Origin of the sequence: Bradyrhizobium sp. ARR65, from assembly GCF_000472385.1 — a bacterium.
In the GTDB taxonomy this organism is placed as follows: Bacteria; Pseudomonadota; Alphaproteobacteria; order Rhizobiales; family Xanthobacteraceae; genus Bradyrhizobium.
Genome location: NZ_AWZU01000035.1, coordinates 65,240 through 83,647, shown reverse-complemented (window position 1 = coordinate 83,647; position 18,408 = coordinate 65,240). Strand labels below are relative to the sequence as shown.

Sequence of the window (18,408 nt, the reverse complement as noted above, 5' to 3'; positions counted from 1 at the left end):
GATACCAACATAGTCGAGCGCGGCATCCGCCCGATCGTGCTCAATCGCAAGAACGCACTCTTCGCCGGCCATGATCATGGAGCGGAGAACTGGGCCTGCATCGCCTCGCTGATCGAGACCTGCAAGCTAACAGGCGTCGATCCGCAAGCCTATCTCACCGATGTGCTGACGAAGCTCGTCAACCTCTGGCCTGCCGCTCGCATCGACGAACTCATGCCATGGGCTTGGGCAGAACATTCGGCCGCCAAACTCGCCGCCTGACGCCTTCCGGCGGGAAATCAAGCCCTCAGCGCCGTGCGGCCAGAGGGCCGCTTACTGAGATGGCAAACAACATCTCGATTTTCTTCCGTTCGCGCCGACGCCTCATATAGGCATCGGTCTTGGCAAGTTTGCGCGCAATCTCTCTCGCCTTCATGGATTGAGCCCTGGGGGCGGCCTTGTGGTGCCAAGAGCTGGGCCCGGCCCTGCGGGCCGGGCCCGTTTGCGTCAGTAATCTATCGCCGGAGCGGCCGGTGCCTCCGACTTCTTCGGCTTGTCCGCCACCAACGCTTCGGTGGTGATCAGGAGCGAAGCGACCGAGGCGGCATCCTGCAGCGCGGTGCGAACCACCTTTGCGGGGTCGATCACGCCGGCCTTCACCAGGTCTTGGTATTCGCCCGTTGCGGCGTTAAATCCCCAATTGTAGTCCGCATGTTCGAGCAGCTTGCCAACGATGAGCGAGCCGTCCTCGCCGGCATTCTGCACGATCTGCCGCGCCGGTACCTGGATGGCACGACGGACGATGTCGACGCCCGCCTTCTGGTCGGCATTTGCCGTCTTGACGCCGTCCAGCGCCTTCAGCGCGCGCAACAACGCGACGCCGCCACCGGGCAGGATGCCTTCCTCGACGGCCGCGCGCGTCGCATGCAGCGCGTCATCGACGCGGTCCTTCTTCTTCTTGACCTCGATCTCCGTCGCACCGCCAACACGAATGACGGCGACGCCGCCCGCGAGCTTCGCCAGCCGCTCGTGCAGCTTCTCTCGATCGTAGTCAGAGGTGGTCTCTTCGATCTGTGCCTTGATCTGGGCGATGCGCGCCTCGATGTCCTTCTTGGCACCGGCGCCGTCGACGACGGTGGTGTTCTCTTTCTCGATCACGACCTTTTGGCACGGCCGAGCATCGAGAGTGTGACGTTCTCGAGCTTGATGCCAAGGTCTTCGGCAATCGCGGTACCGCCGGTGAGGATCGCGATGTCTTCGAGCATCGCCTTGCGGCGATCGCCGAAGCCCGGCGCTTTGACAGCCGCGACCTTCAGGCCGCCACGCAGTTTGTTGACGACCAGCGTCGCCAGCGCCTCACACTCGACATCCTCGGCGACAATCAAAAGCGGCTTGCCCGACTGCACCAATGCTTCGAGCAGCGGCAGCATGGTGTGCAGGCCGGACAGCTTCTTCTCGTGGATCAGGATGTACGGGTCTTCCAACTCGACCCGCATCTTGTACACATTAGTGACGAAATAGGGCGAGACATAGCCGCGGTCGAACTGCATGCCTTCAACCACCTCGAGCTCGGTGTTGAGGCTCTTGGCCTCCTCCACCGTGATCACGCCCTCATTGCCGACCTTCTGCATGGCGTCCGCCACGAAGCGGCCGATCTCGGTATCACCATTGGCCGAGATGGTGCCAACCTGTGCAATCTCGTCGTTGGAGGTGACTTTCTTGGCGTGCAATTTCAGATCCGAGACGATCGCGTCGACAGCCAGATCGATGCCGCGCTTGAGATCCATCGGATTCATACCGGCGGCAACGGCCTTGGCGCCTTCCCTGACGATAGCCTGCGCCAGCACGGTCGCGGTGGTGGTGCCGTCGCCGGCGAGGTCGTTGGTCTTGGATGCGACCTCGCGCACCATCTGCGCGCCCATGTTCTCGAACTTATCGTCGAGCTCGATTTCCTTGGCGACGGTGACGCCGTCCTTGGTGATGCGTGGCGCACCGAAACTCTTTTCGATCACCACATTGCGCCCCTTGGGACCGAGCGTGACCTTGACCGCGTTCGCCAGCGTATCGACGCCGCGCAGCATCCGTTCGCGAGCGTCGGTCGAAAATTTCACGTCCTTGGCAGCCATAATTGCAAAACTCCTTTCCTCTTCAATGACTGTCAGTTTGATAAAGCGCTAGGCGGCCATCTTGAGCGACGAGGTGGTCTCGACCACGCCCAACAGGTCACTTTCCTTCATGATCAAGTAATTCTGGCCCTCGATCTTCACCTCGGTACCGGACCATTTGCCGAACAATACGTGGTCACCGACTTTCACCTCGAGCGGGACCAATTGGCCCTGCTCATTCCGGCCACCGGGACCCGCGGCGACGATCTCGCCCTCCTGCGGCTTCTCCTTTGCGGTGTCGGGAATGATGATGCCGCCTTTGGTCTTTTCTTCCGCATCAATGCGGCGCACGAGCACACGGTCGTGCAGCGGACGGAAATGCATGCACATCCTCCTTGTCTGGGTCAGCGATCTCATAAGGACCGGGGCTGGAACCAGCCCGGGCGACGAGCCAAACAGGTAAGAAGAAAACTGGTTCAAGAGGGCCGGTGAGAATTTTTAGCTATCCTACCTTGGAGTGCAACGAGGATGGATACACCTCACTCGCAACCGGGCCGGCCCTGCTGGGAAAGAGATTTTCTTTAGTTATTTCAATCGATTATTTAGCACAGTATGGACCTTGCGGGCATTAGCACTCCGCCCTTGACACTGCCAACGCTCGTCCCAAATCCAAGCTGCCAGGGGCGATCGGTCCCTTTCTCGCCCCGCCAAACATCGCCAAACACATCGTGGGGATGCAAACATGATCATGGGATTTGCCGATCCATACGACGCCCTGCTCAACCTTCAACGCTCGCTCCAAGCGACGCTGTCCAGCGACTGGTTGCAGGATCTAACCCCCAACCGCGGCCCGTTCCCGCCGATCAACGTTTTTCAACAGCGGGAGGACATCCTGGCGATCATCGAACTGCCGGGTGTCAAGAAAGACGAGCTCCAGATTCAGGCCAAGGAGAACGCCATCCGGATCGTCGGCAAGAAGACAATCGAGTATCCGGAGGAGGCAAGCCTGCACCGGCGCGAACGCATCTCCGGCGAGTTCGACCGCACTCTGTCCCTCCCGGTGCAGATCGAGCCGGATGGCATCAAGGCAGAGTATCGGGATGGCATTCTGGCGCTATTCCTGCCGCGCGCGGAAAGCGACAAGCCGCGGACCATCAAGATCAGCTGATCCGCTCGCGGTCCCCGCACAATCGCGGGGTGGGCATCCAGCGCTTTTCTTGAGGAGGCACGATCATGGCTTCGAAACAGGAACTGCAGGTCGCGCAGAAGCGTGAGCTGGAAAAGAAGGAAGAAACCACAATCCCGGCGCGGATATTCGTGCCGAATGCCGATATCTATGAGACGAAGGACGGGCTCAACGTGGTCCTCGAAATGCCCGGCGTCGACAAGAACAGCATCGACGTGCGCGTCGAGGATGACGTTCTTAAGGTTGACGGGAGGCTGGATTTCTCCAAGTACCAGGACCTGCAGCCGCTCTACACCGAATACAATGTGGGTCACTTTTCGCGAACCTTCCGGCTTTCCAGCAAGATCGACCAGGACAAGATCTCGGCTGAGCTACAGGACGGCGTGCTATCGCTCATGCTGCCGTTGGCCGAAAAGGCGAAGCCGCGAACGATTCGGGTCAACTGAGCCCAAGAATGGAAAGCGCTTGAGGTCGGGGGCGGAGAAGCTGCCTATTTCCACTGCACCTCCGCCCTCAAGAGGTTTGCGATCGAAAAGATCACTTGCCGCGCCCGTGCTCTGGCGGGAATCGTGGGTGCTTCATCAGGTCAGCCTGGGCGCCGAGCACTTGCAAGCGCCCAGCCCCCTTGCGCGAACAAGAGATCGCCTCAACGCAAGCCGAATGTGCGACTTCCAGATCATGATCGTCTGTTCCAGCGTTGGGTCGCCTCGGCAACCGTCGGCGCGGTCGGACCAAACGCCAAACATTCCTTGCATGCGACGAACTTGGGCTCGGTGTCACTGTTGACCCAAAGTTCCAGGCTGCCACAGAACGGGCACGGCTGCAGCCGATGGCCAGAAAAGGGCAGACCCAGCGTGAGATCGGAATCAGCTTTCTGTCTAGGCTTTCCTGCCATTTGGCTTGGTCCTCGCGTGGATCACGCTCAGGAGCGCTACCGCGCTCGGCCGCTTTGCTACATTGGCCGGCGTAGATCAAGTTGAGCTAGACCATGCCAATCCGGTCGAATGTCGACACCGCAGGTGAAGCGCGGAAGACTTTCGGATGCCGGCCAACGCTCCACACCCCAAGCAATCGAACTTGATTAGCAGTCATCAAAGTAAAACACCAAAACTGATCGGTCGCGATATACGCACTGCCTCACAGCCACTCAACTTGCTCAATCCTGTACGTTTTATCGCCCCGAGGGGTTTCCACGACCACGGCTGTGCCTTTGGTCTTGCCGATCAAGGCTCGGCCGACAGGCGAACCCACTGAAATCTTCCCCTTACTCGCGTTCGCTTCTGGCTCACCGACGATCTGGCAGACCCGCTTCTCGCCGGTGTCCTCGTCGACTAGGGTTACCGTTGCGCCAAATTTGACAGTCTCGCCGGAAAGTTTGGACACGTCGATGATCTCGGCACGCGCAAGCTTGTCGTCCAATTCGGCTATGCGAATTTCGTTAACGCTCTGCTCCGCCAGCGCACCCTGATATTCCGAGTTCTCAACCAGGTTGGTATCGTCGGCAATCGCCTGCTGAATCCGCATTGCAAGACGAGGTCGCTCGTTCCGAATGCGATGGCTCAGCTCATCTTGAAGGGCGGCATGGCCCGCCGCGGTCATAGGATACTTCATGATCGCACTACTTGATCAATCTCATCCATACTGCGCCTACCCGGACAAGCGTGCAGTACTCTTCCGCAGGTCGCCCGCGTGTTGTGCGCTTTCCCGGAGAGGCTTTTGGTGACGCAGCAGCTGCTCCTGCGTCCGGTCACACGGGCCCGCCTCGGGCACCCTCCGCTTTCGGAGGACCTGCACGCCAAAGATGCGCTTCGCCAAGACGGCGGGGAAAAAGCTGGACGTCATCCACCGCTTTTGCATCGGCTTCGTCGAGGCGCTGTTGAACAAGCGCCGAGCGGGGGAGCCCCGTCTTTCTTTCGCAGGCACGAGCGAAGTCGCCGTCCTAGCGGCTGCCAACGGGCATCAGCGTCGTTGGTTCCATTTGGCGCAGCGTCGTCCTTGCGAGTGCTCGCGACAGCCCCAGCCTGATAGCGGACGGCCGATTGGAGCGTAAGAAGACCCGTGCCGCAGCAAGCGGGAATGGCGCGCCATCGGCTCCGCTCGCGGGTATAGCCCTGACCGGTCCGGAACCGGCCCTCTGGCCGTGAGTTGTGCCGGCCTGCGGAGGCGAACGTTTGGTTCGCGCTAGAGGTGCCGTTTGGCAGGTTTCCAAATGGTCAGATTCTGCGAGAGAATTCGCGGCGGCTATTTTGTCGTCAGTGACAGATCTGCTTGTGTCCTTCCGGAAAGGACCACAACATCCAAATGGAATTGGTATTCAACTGGTCCGGCACGGCAAGAAAGGTCGCATGCGCATCCGACGATGTCGCGGGGAGGTTGGGCTCCCGGAGTAACCGCTCTTGGCGCTGTCTAATCTGCTCGCGGCGCTTCGGCCGAAAGAGTGCTGTTGGGCGCGATCGGCTTGGGACTTGACCAGTTATCGTTTCGGGAGGATCGCTCACAGCTGGCCGGATCGGGCGCGACGACCATCGCTCGGCAAAGGGCCGATGCTCGTAATAGCGCACCTTCTTGGCTCGGCTTGGCGGAACAGCTCCGGCGATCCCGATCTCCTCGGAGGGCGGAAGCTGCATGACTTGCCAGGCGCTCGCGCCTTGGGCGTGGACCATCTGGGAGACCGTCCAAGTCAGAAGGCGCACATGCCAGATGATGGAGGCGCCGAGTTCCGGCGCTACTTCAACACGAATCGAGATTGCGCCGGCATGGAAAGCAGTCGGCATAATCCGCTTCTTTGTTGACGAGCGACACGGATTACGAAACGCCTGCCTTCGCCGCCCTTTGCAGCTTTCCAAACGCGCCCGCGTCAGCGAGCGCACTGATGCGAGCATCGTTATAGCCGAGTATTGTTCGCAGCACCTCGTCGGTATGTTGGCCAAGTAAGGGCGCGGCGACGGGATCGGAGGCGGGCGTCAGTTCCAGGTTGAGGGGAGTCTCGATGTTCGGGATGAAGCCCGCGGTCGGATGAGGAATCCGACTGAGACGATGACGTTCACGTGCTTCAGCGGCGTTGAATCCTTGCTCGACCGTGCGAAGGTAGCCAACAGGGATGTTGGCTTTTTTCAACTTCGCCATCCAGTTCTCCAGTCGGTCGGCGGCGAAAATTCCTGCGATGACCGAACGCAGCTTCTCCTTGTTTGCGCTTCGCGCCTTTCGCGTCGCGAACTCCGGATCTGTGATCAGATCCGGCCGCTCGAGTACCTCGGTAACCAGGCGGCGATATAGCCGATCGTTGGCGCAGGCCATATAGAGCGGGCCGTCCGCCGCCTCATAGACTCCGACTGTCGGAGAACCGTTCGGCGAGTTGCCAAAGCGGCCCGGATTGGCTCCGCTGATCAGATAGGCCATTCCGTAAAAGCCGGTCATGGACATTGCAATGTCGTACAGCGCGACCTCCACCTGCTGGCCGCGGCCGAGGCGATCACGGGCGATCAGCGCAAGCAGAATGGCGTTGCATGCCGACATGCCCGTCGCCATGTCGACGATTGGCGGGCCGGTGCGAACCGGCGGCCCATCCGGGAAACCGTTCAGCGACATGAATCCACTCTCCGCCTGTGTGATCGGATCGAAGCCGGGGCGCGAAGCAAAGGGGCCCTTGCGGCCATAGGCTGAGATCGAACAATACACAAGACGCGGATTGATCGGCGCAACCGACGCATAGTCGAGACCAAACTTCTCCATTACACTTGCGGAGAAGTTCTCCACGACCACATCCGCGCGAGAGATTAGGTCCCTGGCAATCTCGCGCGCTTCCGAGACTGCAAGATCAAGGGCGATGCCGCGCTTGTTCCGGTTCAAGCTGAGATAGGCGGCACTCTCACCTCCGATTTCCGCATGCTCGTAGGCCCGTGTATCATCACCGCCGTCAGGATTTTCGATCTTGATTACCTTAGCCCCAAAGTCGGCTAGGATCTGGGTACAGGCCGGGCCCGCCACAACTCGGGTGAAATCCACGACCAAAAGATCGGCCAGCGCTGTGGGCGCGCCCATAGGCCGCGCTGGACGGTCGGGTAGCTGCGGTTTTGTCATTTTTGGCGTTTCCCCATTTGTCGTTATAGGGATGAACTTTAGGATTTATCTCCGCTGGGCGGCAAGGCCGGTGGCCCATAAGAGAGCTGCCCTTCCGGTAAGGGCCCGTCGGCTGCCACAGCGCTCGAGGGGCGCTAACACAAAAGAGCGCGGCGGCGCATTGGCCCCTGGGCTCCTGGCAACTCCAAATCGGCGCGCTCTAGCGCTTCTCATCGCAGAGTTTCCGCCGATAGAATGTGCCCAGCCAGCCCGGGGAGCGTGCGGCATGTAGGATAACCGGCTTTGACGAGCCAGGGCATCAACACCGCGTCATCTTCCAACCATCACTTTGATGCCGAGCCATACAGCGCCGACAAACCCCACGACGATGGCCGTGATCACAGCCTTGAAAGTGTCACTTTGAGCCTGCTCGACGCTCTTGCGCCAACGACGAAGGTGCTGAAAGTCAGCCCTCATCGCGCTGCGGTCCTCCTCGATTCCGAAGGAGGTCAAGGTCGTGGTGATTGCCTTCAGCACCAGCGGTTCAATCTCCTCGCGCTGCAAGCGCCGCTGCTCCGCGAGTGTCGCGGCGACAATGGCCCTGATATCCTCGTCGCGCACTTCAGTCATCGCTGGATGATCCCCGTCTACATTTTCAAAACCACGCTTGGCGCAGTAGAACGAGGCCACGAGGTTCGACAGGCCGATGCAAAGCCTGCGAGGGGCTCGGTCGTTCCGAGCCCAAGAACCGCTAAGACGAGAAGTCTGCGAAACAAAAAGCCCGCAGCGGATGCCTTCGCTGCGGGTTTGTTGCAAATTCTCTCGATGATGCCAGTGTGCCAGTGATTTTGCCGACCGCGTCAAACACTTTTCTTGGATGCCGCGCGCTCTGTGTCTTTGCTATCCGTCGCTCGACAGACGTTAACGCGGTTGAGCTTCGAGCATCGATTGAATAGCGCGCAAGCGCGGCGGGTGATCACATAGCGTTGATTGCAAACCGCTCATGCGTGAATGCATCACACCTGTCCGTCACCCGCGCCCGTCAAGCCTCTTCATATGATTGTCATGCTTCAAAAACGATTGATCGATCTGGCGCGGTCATCGCGATCACCCCATCTGCGCGTGCGAGGCTGGAGGCACAACAAGAAAACGGGCTAAATGATGAAAGAGCTTTTGAGAGCAACCGCCGCGACTGCCGCGGCTCTCGTCGCGGCGATTGCGTTTGGGGCGCTGCTTGCACCGACTGAGGCAAGTGCTGGCGAGTATTGCCGCCAGGACGTCACCGGCCACATGACGAGCTGCGGCTTCGACACGATGGAGCAGTGCAAGGCCACATCGGCCGGCATCGGTGGTGATTGTTTCCGGGATCCCTGGCTCGACGCCAAGACTGCGAACAACACCCCGGCCAAGGGCCACCGCAACTCTTATGCCTATCAACCGAAGTCATCGCGTGCGAGGCACGGCGCTGGGCGTTGGGAACAAGGAGCGCCAGCGAGTTCGAGCAATTAACGCCGATCTGGGACGCCAGATGCGGCGGGGAGCTTTCCTGTCCAACTGAAAAGGCCCGCAGCGCCAACCCGCTGCGGGCCTTTTTGTCTCTCGATGATGCCATGTCGCGCTGATTTGCCCGACATGTCAAATTTTAATGAAAATGCCGCAATGCCATTCGCCACTTTGAAATCGGTCGGCCCGTAGCATTCAATGCAAAGGCCCGCGGCCGGTGTTTGCGGCGCGGGCCAGATGATCTCTGCAATGCTGTCAATGTGCGCCTGATTTGCCCGACGTGTCAAAGGCGCGATCGGCATCCGAAGCGCATCAAGGAAGGAGCAATCGAGGAGACCGTCGATGTATTTCGTTGCCGCCGGGTTGGTCGTCTTATCTGGACTGTTTTATGCCGCGGGCAATCACGAGATCGGCTCGCTTGGCGCAGACGTGTGCCGTTATGGCGGCTCGTTCTGCGACAACCCGCACTACATGCTTGTCGCTGGAGGCTTGGCGGCAGCCTGGGGCAGGTTCGTCAGCGTCCGTTGATCAGCCAGCTTTCATTGAGAAAGCCTGGGTGAAAAATCCCCGCGATCAACCTTGGCCGCGGGCTTAGATGGTTGCCGATGCTGACACTATGGGAGTGATTTGCCCGACGTGTCAAATTGCAAGTAAGCGGCCCAAATCCTCCACTCCGACTTGATCTAGCTCAACACTGTACTCCTCCAATGGCATCATACGAGCCGTAGCGAGATTCGATCGAATACGGAGCAATGAACGGTCCCGGAATAAGGCAAGGAGTTCGCTCCGCGGTTGCACCCGAGGGAGAGCCGGCTGCGCGTATCCCGCGCAGAGATCTTGCTGCGCTCACCATCGGCGCCGTCGGGGTCGTCTATGGCGACATCGGGACCTCCCCGCTTTATGCGATCGACCAGATTTTCTTCGGTGCCGCCGCCGTGGCGCCAAGTCGGGACAACGTGCTTGGTGCGATCTCGCTCGCACTCTGGACCATCATCCTGATCGTAACGTTCAAATACGCGCTGCTGGTGCTGCGCGCCGAGAACGATGGCGAAGGCGGCCTGTTCGCGCTCTACGGCCTGCTCCATAAATACAAGCGGCAGGGCACCGGCGTGTTGCTGTGGTCGCTGATGCTCGGCGCGGGCCTGCTATTGGCTGACGCGATGATCACGCCCGCGATCAGCGTATTGTCGGCCGTTGAGGGGTTGGAGATCGCAACGCCGGCCCTTTCGCTCTACATCATCCCGATCACGGCCGTGCTGCTGACGGGACTGTTCGCAATTCAGTTCAAAGGAGCTTCCGGCATAGCCGTCATTTTTGGACCGCTGATGCTGGTGTGGTTCGCGGTCATTGCCGCACTCGGCGCCCTTGCGATCGCAAAGCAGCCCGCGATCTTCACGGCGTTCAATCCGGGCTACGGCATCCGCTTCCTGGCGCAGGCAGGGTTGCACGAGACGATGGTTATCGTCGGAGTTCTGGTCCTGGTCGTGACCGGCAGCGAAGCCATGTACGCCGATCTCGGACATTTCGGAGCCCGGCCAATCCGGATCGGCTGGTTCGCGGTGACATTCCCCGCCCTGCTCCTGAACTATCTCGGCCAAGGCGCCCAGCTCCTGTCCGGTGCGGAGATAGCCGCCGGCAAGCTATTCTACAGCCTCGTGCCGTCGCCCCTGCTGCTGCCGATCATCGCCCTGGCGACACTCGCAACCATTGTCGCATCGCAAGCGCTGATATCGGGAGCCTTCTCGCTGGTGTCCCAGGCCATCGGCCTGGGGCTGCTTCCCCGTCTCGACATCCTGCACACCCATAGGGCCCACGCCGGGCAGATCTACATTCCTGTCGTCAATTGGGGCCTCTATGTCGGCTGTATCGCCCTGGTGGTGACGTTCGGCTCCTCCTCGGCGCTGGCCTCGGCGTTGGCGCTAGCGGTCGCAGGCGTCATGCTCATCACCTCGCTCGCCATGTTCGCGATCGCGCGGTATTACTGGAAATGGAGTTTGGCACGGACGGCGCTGGTATGGGGACCGCTCACCGCTCTCAACGGCACCTTCCTTCTCGGCGGCCTCGTCAAGCTCCTGGAGGGCGGCATCGTGCCCCTGTCCCTTGCCGCCACAGCCTTCCTGGTGATGGCGACATGGCGTTGGGGCCGTAAGGCGACCTTCGCGGCTTATGCCGCACGGTCAAGTCTGACGATGGCGGAAGTGGTCCAGCTTCATCGCGCGAGCACGACCTTCATCGAGCGCAACGCACTGATCATGGCAGCCAACCCGCTGCGTCATCCCGATGACCGCGCACCCGCGCTGATCAGCCTGCTCCTGGAACGCTACGGCATCCTCCCGCGCAACCTCATCCTGGTCGAGGTGACCCATCCCAAGATCCCCTATGTGCACAACGGCCGCTACCACATCACGGTATTCGAACGGGACAAGCACCGCGGGAGCGTTATCGGGGTCGAACTCCGTTTCGGTTTCATGGAAGAGCCGAATGTCGAGCGCTATCTCGAAAGCCTGGCACGGCATCGCGAAATCGATCTTCCAGCCCATCCCAAGCAGTGGACTGTCCATGTCGCACACGAGAACCTGCTGCCTGCACGGCATATGAATATCCTAAGGCGGCTGCGTTTTCGGCTGTTTCTGTTCTTGCGCCGGATGTCGCGCCCGACCTACTACACCTATCATCTGGGCGATGAAGTGCAGCTCTCCGCCGAGATCATGCCGGTCAGGGTGCGGTGATGCCGCGAATGTCGGCGAGCCGCAGCACAGCCAAACAGACGGAACTTTTTCTCGCAAGACGACGTTGATCCTCTAGGGAGAGCGGCTCAAATTCTGCGCTGCCTCAACAATCAAGCAGCCCTCCATGCTTCAGACCAGCCGCTCAACGCCTAAGCCCTCCAGCAAGATGGTGCAGCGGTTGCTCGGTCCGGGGCTGGTGACCGGCGCGGCCGATGACGACCCGTCGGGCATTGCGACCTATTCGCAAGCCGGCGCGCAGTTTGGATATGATCTGCTCTGGACGGTCTTCTTGACGACACCGTTCATGATCGCGATCCAGCTCGTCAGCGCGCGGATCGGCCGCGTCACCGGCAAGGGCCTTGCCGCGAACGTCGTCGAGTTGGCGCCGCGCTGGCTGGTGCTTGCGCTGATCTTTCTTCTCGTCGCAGCCAACACCTTCAACATCGCCGCGGATATCGCGGCGATGGGGGAATCGCTCGCGCTTGTCATCGGCGGTCTCACGCACGAACATGCGCTGATCTTCGCATCCGTTTCAATCCTGCTCCAGGTGTTCGTGCCCTATCACCGCTATGCACCGGTGCTCAAGGTGCTGACCCTGACGCTGTTCGCCTATGTGATAACCGCGCTGACCGTGAACATCCCCTGGAGCACGGCCCTGTTGGCCGCAGTCTGGCCAAGGCCAACCGTCGGCGCGAATTATTTCCTGATGGTCGTCGCCGTGCTTGGTACGACCATCAGTCCTTATTTGTTTTTCTGGCAGGCTTCGCAGGAAGTGGAGGAAATGAGGCGCAGCCCGGCTCACCCCCCGCTTCGCGAGGTCGCCAAAGGCGGCAAGCTCGAGCTTCACCGCATCAGGATCGACACGACCGTCGGGATGATCTTCTCCAACGCAATCGCCTTCTTCATCATTCTCACCACCGCGGCGGTCCTCAACGCCAATGGCGTCACCAACATCAACTCCGCAACCCAGGCGGCGGAAGCGTTGAGGCCGCTGGCGGGCAACTTCACCTTCCTGCTGTTTGCGCTCGGCATTATCGGCACCGGATTATTGGCTATTCCGGTGCTTGCCGGGTCTGCCGCCTATGGCGTGGCGGAAGCCTTCGGATGGCAAGCTACCCTGGAGGCCAAAGCACCAGATGCGATCGGCTTTTACACCATTATCGCCGCAGCGACGGTCATCGGCTTCAGTCTCGGCTTCACAGGGATCGACGCCATTCACATGCTGGTCTGGAGTGCGGTGCTCAACGGCATCGTCGCTGTCCCGATCATGGCCATGATGATGGCGATCGTCTCGAATAAGAGGCTAATGGGGCGGTTCAAGGCGAGATCATGGCTGGTGATCCTGGGCTGGCTCGGTACCGGATTGATGGCGATCGCCGTCATCGCCCTGTTCTGGTCACTCTTCGCATAGCTGCGGCTGCAGCCGTGTCGAGACTGCATCAGCATTGGTGCGCTGCAATATGAGATTTGTGCTATTAGTCGCGCGGCCGCGAGGGCCGCTACTTGCACGTACGCGTAACGTAGGGCACATCGCGCGGAGTTCTTACTGCTCACCGACCTGCTCACGGGCGCGGAATACAGCAGAAGCCGACCAGGGGAAATGCCTTGACCAAACCGAACCGGATGAGCGCACGCTCAATGCCCTCTTATTCGCCGCACGGCCTCGCCTTGCTGCGCGATCCGCTGCTCAACAAGGGCACGGCTTTTACCGAACAGGAGCGCGATGCGCTCGGCCTGCGCGGCTTCCTTCCGGCCGGCGTCCTTTCAATGCAGGCGCAGGTCGAACGCGTGCTGACCAACCTGCGTTCTCTCCCGAGTGATCTCGAAAAATACGTTGCGCTGAACTCGCTGCATGACCGAAACGAAGCACTATTTTTCCGGGTAGTCTGCGACCACATCAATGAAATCCAGCCGCTGATCTATACGCCCACAGTCGGCTTGGCGTGCCAGCGTTACGGATTGATCTTCCAGCGGCCGCGCGGGCTTTTCATTTCGGCCAATGACCGCGGGCGGATCGCCGAAATCCTCTCCAACTGGCCCTATCGCACCAAGCTGATCGTCGTCACCGATGGCGAGCGCATCCTGGGCCTCGGCGATCTCGGCGCCAACGGCATGGGCATTCCGGTTGGCAAGTTATCTCTCTATTCCGCGTGCGCCGGCATTCACCCCGAACTTTGCCTGCCGGTTATGTTGGATGTAGGAACCAACAACGAAGAATTTCTCAACGACCCCTATTACATTGGGCTCCGCCAGAAGCGCATGACCGGCGCTGACTATGACGAATTCGTCGACGAGTTCATAACCGCCGCGCGCGAGGCCTTCCCGGGCGTTCTGATTCAGTTCGAGGATTTCGCCAACCATTCGGCCTTCCGTCTGCTGCACAAATACCGCGACGACGCCTGCGTCTTCAACGACGACATTCAGGGCACGGCAGCCGTCGCGCTGGCCGGACTGTTCTCGGCCCTGCGCGCGACGCGCGGCAAGCTCACCGAGCAACGCATCCTGTTTCTCGGCGCCGGTGAAGCCGCGACCGGCATTGCCGATCTCGTGGTGTCCGCCATGATGGCGGAAGGCCTGTCCGAAACCGAAGCGCTGCGGCGGAATTGGCTGGTGGACTCTCGTGGCCTTGTCGTCAAAGGTCGCGCCAATCTCAGCGGGCATAAGCTGCGCTATGCGCAGGACCAGGCGCCGATCAATGACTTCCTGTCCGCCATCAAGGCGCTGAAGCCAACCGCCATTATCGGCGTGGCAGCGGTCGGAGGCGCGTTCACGCCCGAGGTGCTGCAAACCATGGCAGAGCTCAACGAGCGGCCGATTGTGTTTGCGCTCTCCAACCCGACCTCGAAAGCCGAGTGTTCGGCCGAAGATGCTTACCGCCACACCGGCGGCCGCGCGCTATTTGCCTGTGGCAGCCCCTACGATCCGGTGAAATTCGATGGTCAGACCTTCGTCCCGCGTCAGGGCAACAACTCCTACATCTTTCCCGGTGTCGGCCTGGGCGTTATCGCAAGCGGCAGCCGGCTGGTAACGGATGAGATGTTCATGGCGGCGGCGCATTCACTCGCCAATTCGGTGAGCGAGGCCGATCTCAAGCAGGGCAGCCTTTATCCGGCTCTGCCGCGCATCCGTGAAGTCTCCGCCCAAATTGCGGCAGCCGTCGCCGGCGTCGCCTATCAGCGGGGCCTTGCCCATGGCCCGACGCCAAACGACCTCATCAGCTTCGTTCAGGCGCAGATGTACGATCCGCATTATTGAGGCGACGGGAGCTTGCCCTCCTCAGCCGCCGCGTTGCAGGAGCCGCCGCAGGTTGCGGATATCGGCTAGCGTGTCGATATCGAGAATCGAATCGATCAGGCGCACCGACATCTCACGCCCCAGCACCGGCGTCATCAGGTCACGTGCCTTCTCGATCACCTCGGCCCGAGTCATCGGATTGCGGGGCGTGCCGCGTACGGCCGTCACCCGCTCTGAAAGCCGGCTTCCGTCTGCAAACTCCACCTCAACGACGGTCTCGCGTGCCGGCAACGATTTGGCGAGCTCCTCGTCACGCACCAGATTGACCTTGGCACGCTCCTTCAGCACCGCAGGATCCTGCATGCGCGGCTTATCGTGGGCCGCATGGAAGGAGACGGCCTTGTCGACCAGCATGACCGCGATCATGTGCTGCAGGCAGATATCGGGAATGTCGCGATTATCGACGACCGCGGCAACGGAAGGCGCGAGCCGCACGGTCACGCGCCTCACCTGATCGACCTCGAAGGGCTTCTTGGCGCGGATCGCCTCGAGCCCATCCAGCGGACCCTGGATGGGCGATCCGACACTCCATTTCTTGATGTCGGTTTGCGTGATCTCAAAACGCTCGCCGAGCTTCTCGATCAGCCGGTCCGGTTGCGCTTTTGGGGCGTAGGCGGCAAAGAAATTGTCCGGACCTGAAAATACGTCGTCGACGCCGTTCCAGCCCGACTGGACGAGGAGCGCCGCGGTGACTCCGTTACGCGCCGGCATGCCGGCGAACACGAAAGCCTTCTCGATGTGATCGGTATCTCGCCGCCAGGCGATAAAGCCAGAAGATTGTTGCGCGGCATAGTCCAGTATCCAACGCATCTGGCGCGCATCGAGGCCCGCAGCGCAGGCGGCCGCAGCAGCAGCTCCGAAGGTACCGGCGATGCTATGTGTCGAGAGGCTGCTTTCATAACTGAAACCGGCGCCTCCCATCGCCATCACCACGCGGGTGCCGATGTCATAGCCGAGCGTTACGGCCCTGAGCAGCCACGCGCCATCGACCCCGTATGTCTCGCCCGCCGCAAGCGCTGCGGGCACCACGGCACAGCCCGGGTGAGAGCGGGATTCATTGTGCGAGTCGTCAGTCTCGTCCGCATGCGCCATGACGCCGTTGGCGAGCGCGGCATCGATCGGCGCCGCGGTCAGTGCTGAGCCGACCACGCTGACCGTGCCATTGCCACCATGCTCCCGGATATAGCGCTGCGCGGCCTGCCCAGGCGGCAATTCCGAACCCGAGATCATCGCGGAAATCGTATCGAGCAAATGAAATTTTGCCTGCTCGGCGACCTCGTCAGGCAAGCCCCTGCTTCGCGCCGCGCTCATGTAATCGCTGAGCGAACTCATGACGCCCCCGGGAGTGGGCGGCGAATTTTGAGCCAAGGCGACGACCGGCAATAGGCCAACGGCCGTTGCCGCGCGCGCCGAGCCCTTCAGAAACCAGCGCCGCGACCGCATCCTCTTGCTCACCCTCGCTCTATCACCCTCGTGCTGTTGTTCGTGCATCTTCAGTGACATTTTGCCCAATTTCGGTCAATCGTCACCGCTGCTGGAAACGGCAGGTGACATACTTGTTACAAGGCAGTGAAACTCCAGCGCGCGGTCCTAGATCGCGACTTGTCGGCCGATCTCGACCACCTGATCGTTGGGCAGGCTGAAGAAATCGCTGACATGCTGCGCGTTTCGCTCCATCAGCGCGAACAACCGCTCCTGCCAGGCCGGCAAGCCTTTGCCGTCCTCACGGGAGATCACCGTTTCATGCCCGACATAGTAGGTTACGTCCGAGAGCTCGATGTCGCAGCCCAGCGCCTTGCTTCTGGCAAGCAACTCGGGAATGTGCGGACGCTCCATGAAGCCGTAATGCGCGTCGACGCGCCAGAAATTCGGCGCGACCTGCTCGAGCTTGATGCGCTCAGCGGATGAGACCCACGGTACCGACATGGTTTCGACGCGCAGCGCGACGACATGTTCGTGCAGGGCGCGGTTGTGTTTGACGTGCCAGACCATCACGGGCGGGGTACCCTTTTCGGTCCGCGTGAAAAACACAGCCGTGCCGGGCACACGGGGCAGCTTCTTCTCCGCAATGCGCGCCAGGAAGTCGGGGACTGGAATGAGCGTCTCGCGCAGACGCTGCGAAACTGCAGCCGCTCCGCGGTGCCAGATCCACATGGTGCCATAGACGGAGACGGCCAGGATCAACGGCACATAGCCGCCCTCGGCGACCTTGGTGAGATTGGCGAGGAAGAACGCGCCGTCGACGATCAGGAAGCACGCAGCGACGATCGCGGCTGCCAATAGGCTCCAGCGCCAGATCTCGCGCATGGCAATGAAGAGCAGCGCCGAAGTCATCAGCATGGTGAGCGAAACCGCGATGCCGTAGGCAGATGCCAGATTGTCCGATTTCCCGAATCCGATCGTCAGCCCGAGCGTCACGGCCATCAACAGCCAGTTGACGACGCCGACATAGATCTGGCCGTACCCCTCCGACGAGGTCTGCTTGATCTGCAGCCTCGGCAGCCAGCCGAGCTGAATTGCCTGGCGCGTCATTGAAAAGGCACCGGTAATAATTGACTGGCTGGCGATGATGGTGGCGATGGTCGCCAGCACGATCAGCGGCAGCAGCAGCAGATCCGGGCAGAGCCTGAAGAAGATATTCCCGTCCGTCGGTGCGCCGTCGATCACCAGCGCCGCCTGCCCGGCATAGTTCAGGATCAGGCTTGGAAAGACGATGGCAAACCACGCGAGCTTGATCGGCCCGGCGCCGAAATGGCCCATATCGGCATAAAGTGCTTCGGCGCCGGTCACGCAGAGAAATACGGCACCCAGCACCAGAAAGCCGGTGAATCCGTTCGAGAACAGATAGGACAGGCCATAGGTCGGATTGAGCGCGGCAAACACGGCCGGATGCTTGGCGATGCCGAAGAGTCCCATCACGGCCATGATAGCAAACCAGGCGAGCATCACCGGGCCGAACAAATGCCCAATGGTTGATGTGCCCTGCGACTGGATCGCAAACAGCGCGAACAGGATTACGACCGCGGTCGGGACGACATAGGGCTGCAGCACGGGCGTTGCCATGTTCAAGCCTTCCAGCGCCGAGAGCACCGAGATCGCCGGCGTGATCGCGCCGTCACCATAGATCAGCGCCGCCCCGAACAAGCCGACCGCGACGATGGTCGGCCGGTGCTGCTTCTTGACGCCCAACAACGCCATAAGTGCGAGGATGCCGCCTTCGCCGTCATTATCGACGCGCATGGCAAACAGCACGTATTTCACCGTGGTGATGATGAAGAGTGTCCAGAGCACCAGCGAGAGCGCTCCAAGCACGGCGGCGGCATCCGGCGACTTCTCCGCCGTGCCGAGGATGGTTTTGAAGGTGTAGAGCGGGCTCGTGCCAATGTCGCCGAAGACGACCCCGAGCGCGGAAAGCGCGAGCAGGCTCGCCTTACCTTGCGGCCCCCGCCGTACGCTCTCGCTACCTGCCAACGCTTGCTGCTCGCTCAAGACCCGCGCCCCTTTTCCACCCCTATAAACTATGGGCTCGGATTGCGACAGCCAAGCGATTGGG

16 protein-coding genes and 1 pseudogene are annotated in these 18,408 nt (G+C 60.8%); 8 read left to right on the top strand and 9 right to left on the bottom strand.

Features of this window, described 5'->3' with window-relative positions; genetic code table 11:
• Positions 1 to 261, top strand: a 261-nt coding sequence (locus F758_RS0130125) for a transposase domain-containing protein (protein ID WP_024511387.1), incomplete at its 5' end; no start/stop codon positions are given.
• Positions 262 to 486: 225 nt separating this feature from the next.
• Here F758_RS0130125 and groL read toward each other — a convergent pair.
• Positions 487 to 2,105 (bottom strand): annotated as a pseudogene (gene groL, locus F758_RS44750) (chaperonin GroEL).
• A gap of 48 nt (positions 2,106 to 2,153) precedes the next feature.
• Positions 2,154 to 2,468 (bottom strand): co-chaperone GroES, encoded by a 315-nt coding sequence (gene groES / locus F758_RS0130110; RefSeq protein ID WP_024511386.1) that lies wholly within the window; start codon positions 2,466 to 2,468, stop codon positions 2,154 to 2,156.
• Between the two features lie 358 nt (positions 2,469 to 2,826).
• Here groES and F758_RS44745 point away from each other — a divergent pair, with 358 nt between their 5' ends.
• Together F758_RS44745 and F758_RS0130100 are read left to right on the top strand one after the other, a co-directional pair.
• Positions 2,827 to 3,252: an Hsp20/alpha crystallin family protein gene (locus F758_RS44745; protein WP_024511385.1), complete on the top strand. Its 426-nt coding sequence runs from the start codon at positions 2,827 to 2,829 to the stop codon at positions 3,250 to 3,252.
• 65 nt (positions 3,253 to 3,317) lie between these two features.
• A complete protein-coding gene (locus F758_RS0130100) occupies positions 3,318 to 3,716 on the top strand; it encodes an Hsp20/alpha crystallin family protein (RefSeq protein WP_024511384.1) in 399 nt (132 codons plus the stop codon).
• 230 nt (positions 3,717 to 3,946) lie between these two features.
• On the opposite strand, the gene F758_RS53405 is transcribed toward F758_RS0130100, so the two are convergent.
• From F758_RS53405 to F758_RS0130075, 4 genes are all read right to left on the bottom strand, one after another.
• Positions 3,947 to 4,165, bottom strand: a complete 219-nt coding sequence (locus F758_RS53405) for a Lar family restriction alleviation protein (protein ID WP_084305739.1) — start codon at positions 4,163 to 4,165, stop codon at positions 3,947 to 3,949.
• Positions 4,166 to 4,407: 242 nt separating this feature from the next.
• The gene (greA, locus tag F758_RS0130095) at positions 4,408 to 4,881 is read right to left on the bottom strand and encodes a transcription elongation factor GreA (protein ID WP_084305737.1); all 474 of its coding nucleotides are present in this window, start codon (positions 4,879 to 4,881) and stop codon (positions 4,408 to 4,410) included.
• Positions 4,882 to 6,075: 1,194 nt separating this feature from the next.
• Positions 6,076 to 7,350 (bottom strand): CaiB/BaiF CoA transferase family protein, encoded by a 1,275-nt coding sequence (locus F758_RS0130080; RefSeq protein ID WP_024511380.1) that lies wholly within the window; start codon positions 7,348 to 7,350, stop codon positions 6,076 to 6,078.
• A 309-nt stretch (positions 7,351 to 7,659) separates the two neighbouring features.
• A complete protein-coding gene (locus F758_RS0130075) occupies positions 7,660 to 7,959 on the bottom strand; it encodes a hypothetical protein (protein ID WP_024511379.1) in 300 nt (99 codons plus the stop codon).
• A 528-nt stretch (positions 7,960 to 8,487) separates the two neighbouring features.
• Here F758_RS0130075 and F758_RS0130070 point away from each other — a divergent pair.
• Entirely contained in the window at positions 8,488 to 8,838 is a 351-nt protein-coding gene (locus F758_RS0130070; protein WP_024511378.1) for a DUF3551 domain-containing protein, read from the top strand.
• Here F758_RS0130070 and F758_RS0130065 read toward each other — a convergent pair.
• The gene (locus F758_RS0130065; protein ID WP_024511377.1) at positions 8,835 to 9,134 is read right to left on the bottom strand and encodes a hypothetical protein; all 300 of its coding nucleotides are present in this window, start codon (positions 9,132 to 9,134) and stop codon (positions 8,835 to 8,837) included. The genes F758_RS0130070 and F758_RS0130065 overlap by 4 nt on opposite strands.
• Positions 9,135 to 9,174: 40 nt before the next feature.
• On the opposite strand from F758_RS0130065, the gene F758_RS0130060 reads away from it, so the two are divergent.
• The 4 genes from F758_RS0130060 (at position 9,175) to F758_RS0130045 (ending at position 14,816) form a co-directional block, all read left to right on the top strand.
• Entirely contained in the window at positions 9,175 to 9,360 is a 186-nt protein-coding gene (locus F758_RS0130060; RefSeq protein WP_024511376.1) for a hypothetical protein, read from the top strand.
• Positions 9,361 to 9,584: 224 nt separating this feature from the next.
• Positions 9,585 to 11,561 (top strand): KUP/HAK/KT family potassium transporter, encoded by a 1,977-nt coding sequence (locus tag F758_RS44740; RefSeq protein ID WP_024511375.1) that lies wholly within the window; start codon positions 9,585 to 9,587, stop codon positions 11,559 to 11,561.
• A gap of 124 nt (positions 11,562 to 11,685) precedes the next feature.
• Positions 11,686 to 12,972 carry an NRAMP family divalent metal transporter gene (locus tag F758_RS0130050; protein WP_024511374.1) on the top strand — a complete coding sequence of 429 codons (1,287 nt, stop codon included), beginning with the start codon at positions 11,686 to 11,688 and terminating at the stop codon, positions 12,970 to 12,972.
• Positions 12,973 to 13,184: 212 nt separating this feature from the next.
• Complete coding sequence (locus F758_RS0130045) at positions 13,185 to 14,816, top strand: NAD-dependent malic enzyme (RefSeq protein ID WP_024511373.1); 1,632 nt, start codon at positions 13,185 to 13,187, stop codon at positions 14,814 to 14,816.
• A 21-nt stretch (positions 14,817 to 14,837) separates the two neighbouring features.
• Here the strand turns inward: F758_RS0130045 and F758_RS0130040 are convergent, their stop codons facing one another.
• Both F758_RS0130040 and F758_RS0130035 read right to left on the bottom strand, forming a co-directional pair.
• Complete coding sequence (locus tag F758_RS0130040; RefSeq protein WP_245286622.1) at positions 14,838 to 16,187, bottom strand: MmgE/PrpD family protein; 1,350 nt, start codon at positions 16,185 to 16,187, stop codon at positions 14,838 to 14,840.
• Positions 16,188 to 16,445: 258 nt separating this feature from the next.
• Positions 16,446 to 18,344, bottom strand: a complete 1,899-nt coding sequence (locus F758_RS0130035) for a potassium transporter Kup (protein ID WP_024511371.1) — start codon at positions 18,342 to 18,344, stop codon at positions 16,446 to 16,448.
• Between the last annotated feature and the right edge of the window lie 64 nt (positions 18,345 to 18,408).

Bases quoted from the DNA above. Each gene is read 5' to 3' on its own strand.
- F758_RS0130080 (WP_024511380.1), bottom strand. From the start codon at position 7,350: ATGACAAAACCGCAGCTACCCGACCGTCCAGCGCGGCCTATGGGCGCG.
- groES (WP_024511386.1), bottom strand. From the start codon at position 2,468: ATGCATTTCCGTCCGCTGCACGACCGTGTGCTCGTGCGCCGCATTGAT.
- F758_RS0130050 (WP_024511374.1), top strand. From the start codon at position 11,686: ATGCTTCAGACCAGCCGCTCAACGCCTAAGCCCTCCAGCAAGATGGTG.
- F758_RS0130075 (WP_024511379.1), bottom strand. From the start codon at position 7,959: ATGACTGAAGTGCGCGACGAGGATATCAGGGCCATTGTCGCCGCGACA.
- F758_RS0130100 (WP_024511384.1), top strand. From the start codon at position 3,318: ATGGCTTCGAAACAGGAACTGCAGGTCGCGCAGAAGCGTGAGCTGGAA.
- greA (WP_084305737.1), bottom strand. From the start codon at position 4,881: ATGAAGTATCCTATGACCGCGGCGGGCCATGCCGCCCTTCAAGATGAG.
- F758_RS0130065 (WP_024511377.1), bottom strand. From the start codon at position 9,134: ATGCCGATCGCGCCTTTGACACGTCGGGCAAATCAGGCGCACATTGAC.
- F758_RS0130045 (WP_024511373.1), top strand. From the start codon at position 13,185: ATGAGCGCACGCTCAATGCCCTCTTATTCGCCGCACGGCCTCGCCTTG.
- F758_RS44745 (WP_024511385.1), top strand. From the start codon at position 2,827: ATGATCATGGGATTTGCCGATCCATACGACGCCCTGCTCAACCTTCAA.
- F758_RS0130060 (WP_024511376.1), top strand. From the start codon at position 9,175: ATGTATTTCGTTGCCGCCGGGTTGGTCGTCTTATCTGGACTGTTTTAT.
- F758_RS0130070 (WP_024511378.1), top strand. From the start codon at position 8,488: ATGATGAAAGAGCTTTTGAGAGCAACCGCCGCGACTGCCGCGGCTCTC.
- F758_RS53405 (WP_084305739.1), bottom strand. From the start codon at position 4,165: ATGGCAGGAAAGCCTAGACAGAAAGCTGATTCCGATCTCACGCTGGGT.
- F758_RS0130040 (WP_245286622.1), bottom strand. From the start codon at position 16,187: ATGAGTTCGCTCAGCGATTACATGAGCGCGGCGCGAAGCAGGGGCTTG.
- F758_RS44740 (WP_024511375.1), top strand. From the start codon at position 9,585: ATGAACGGTCCCGGAATAAGGCAAGGAGTTCGCTCCGCGGTTGCACCC.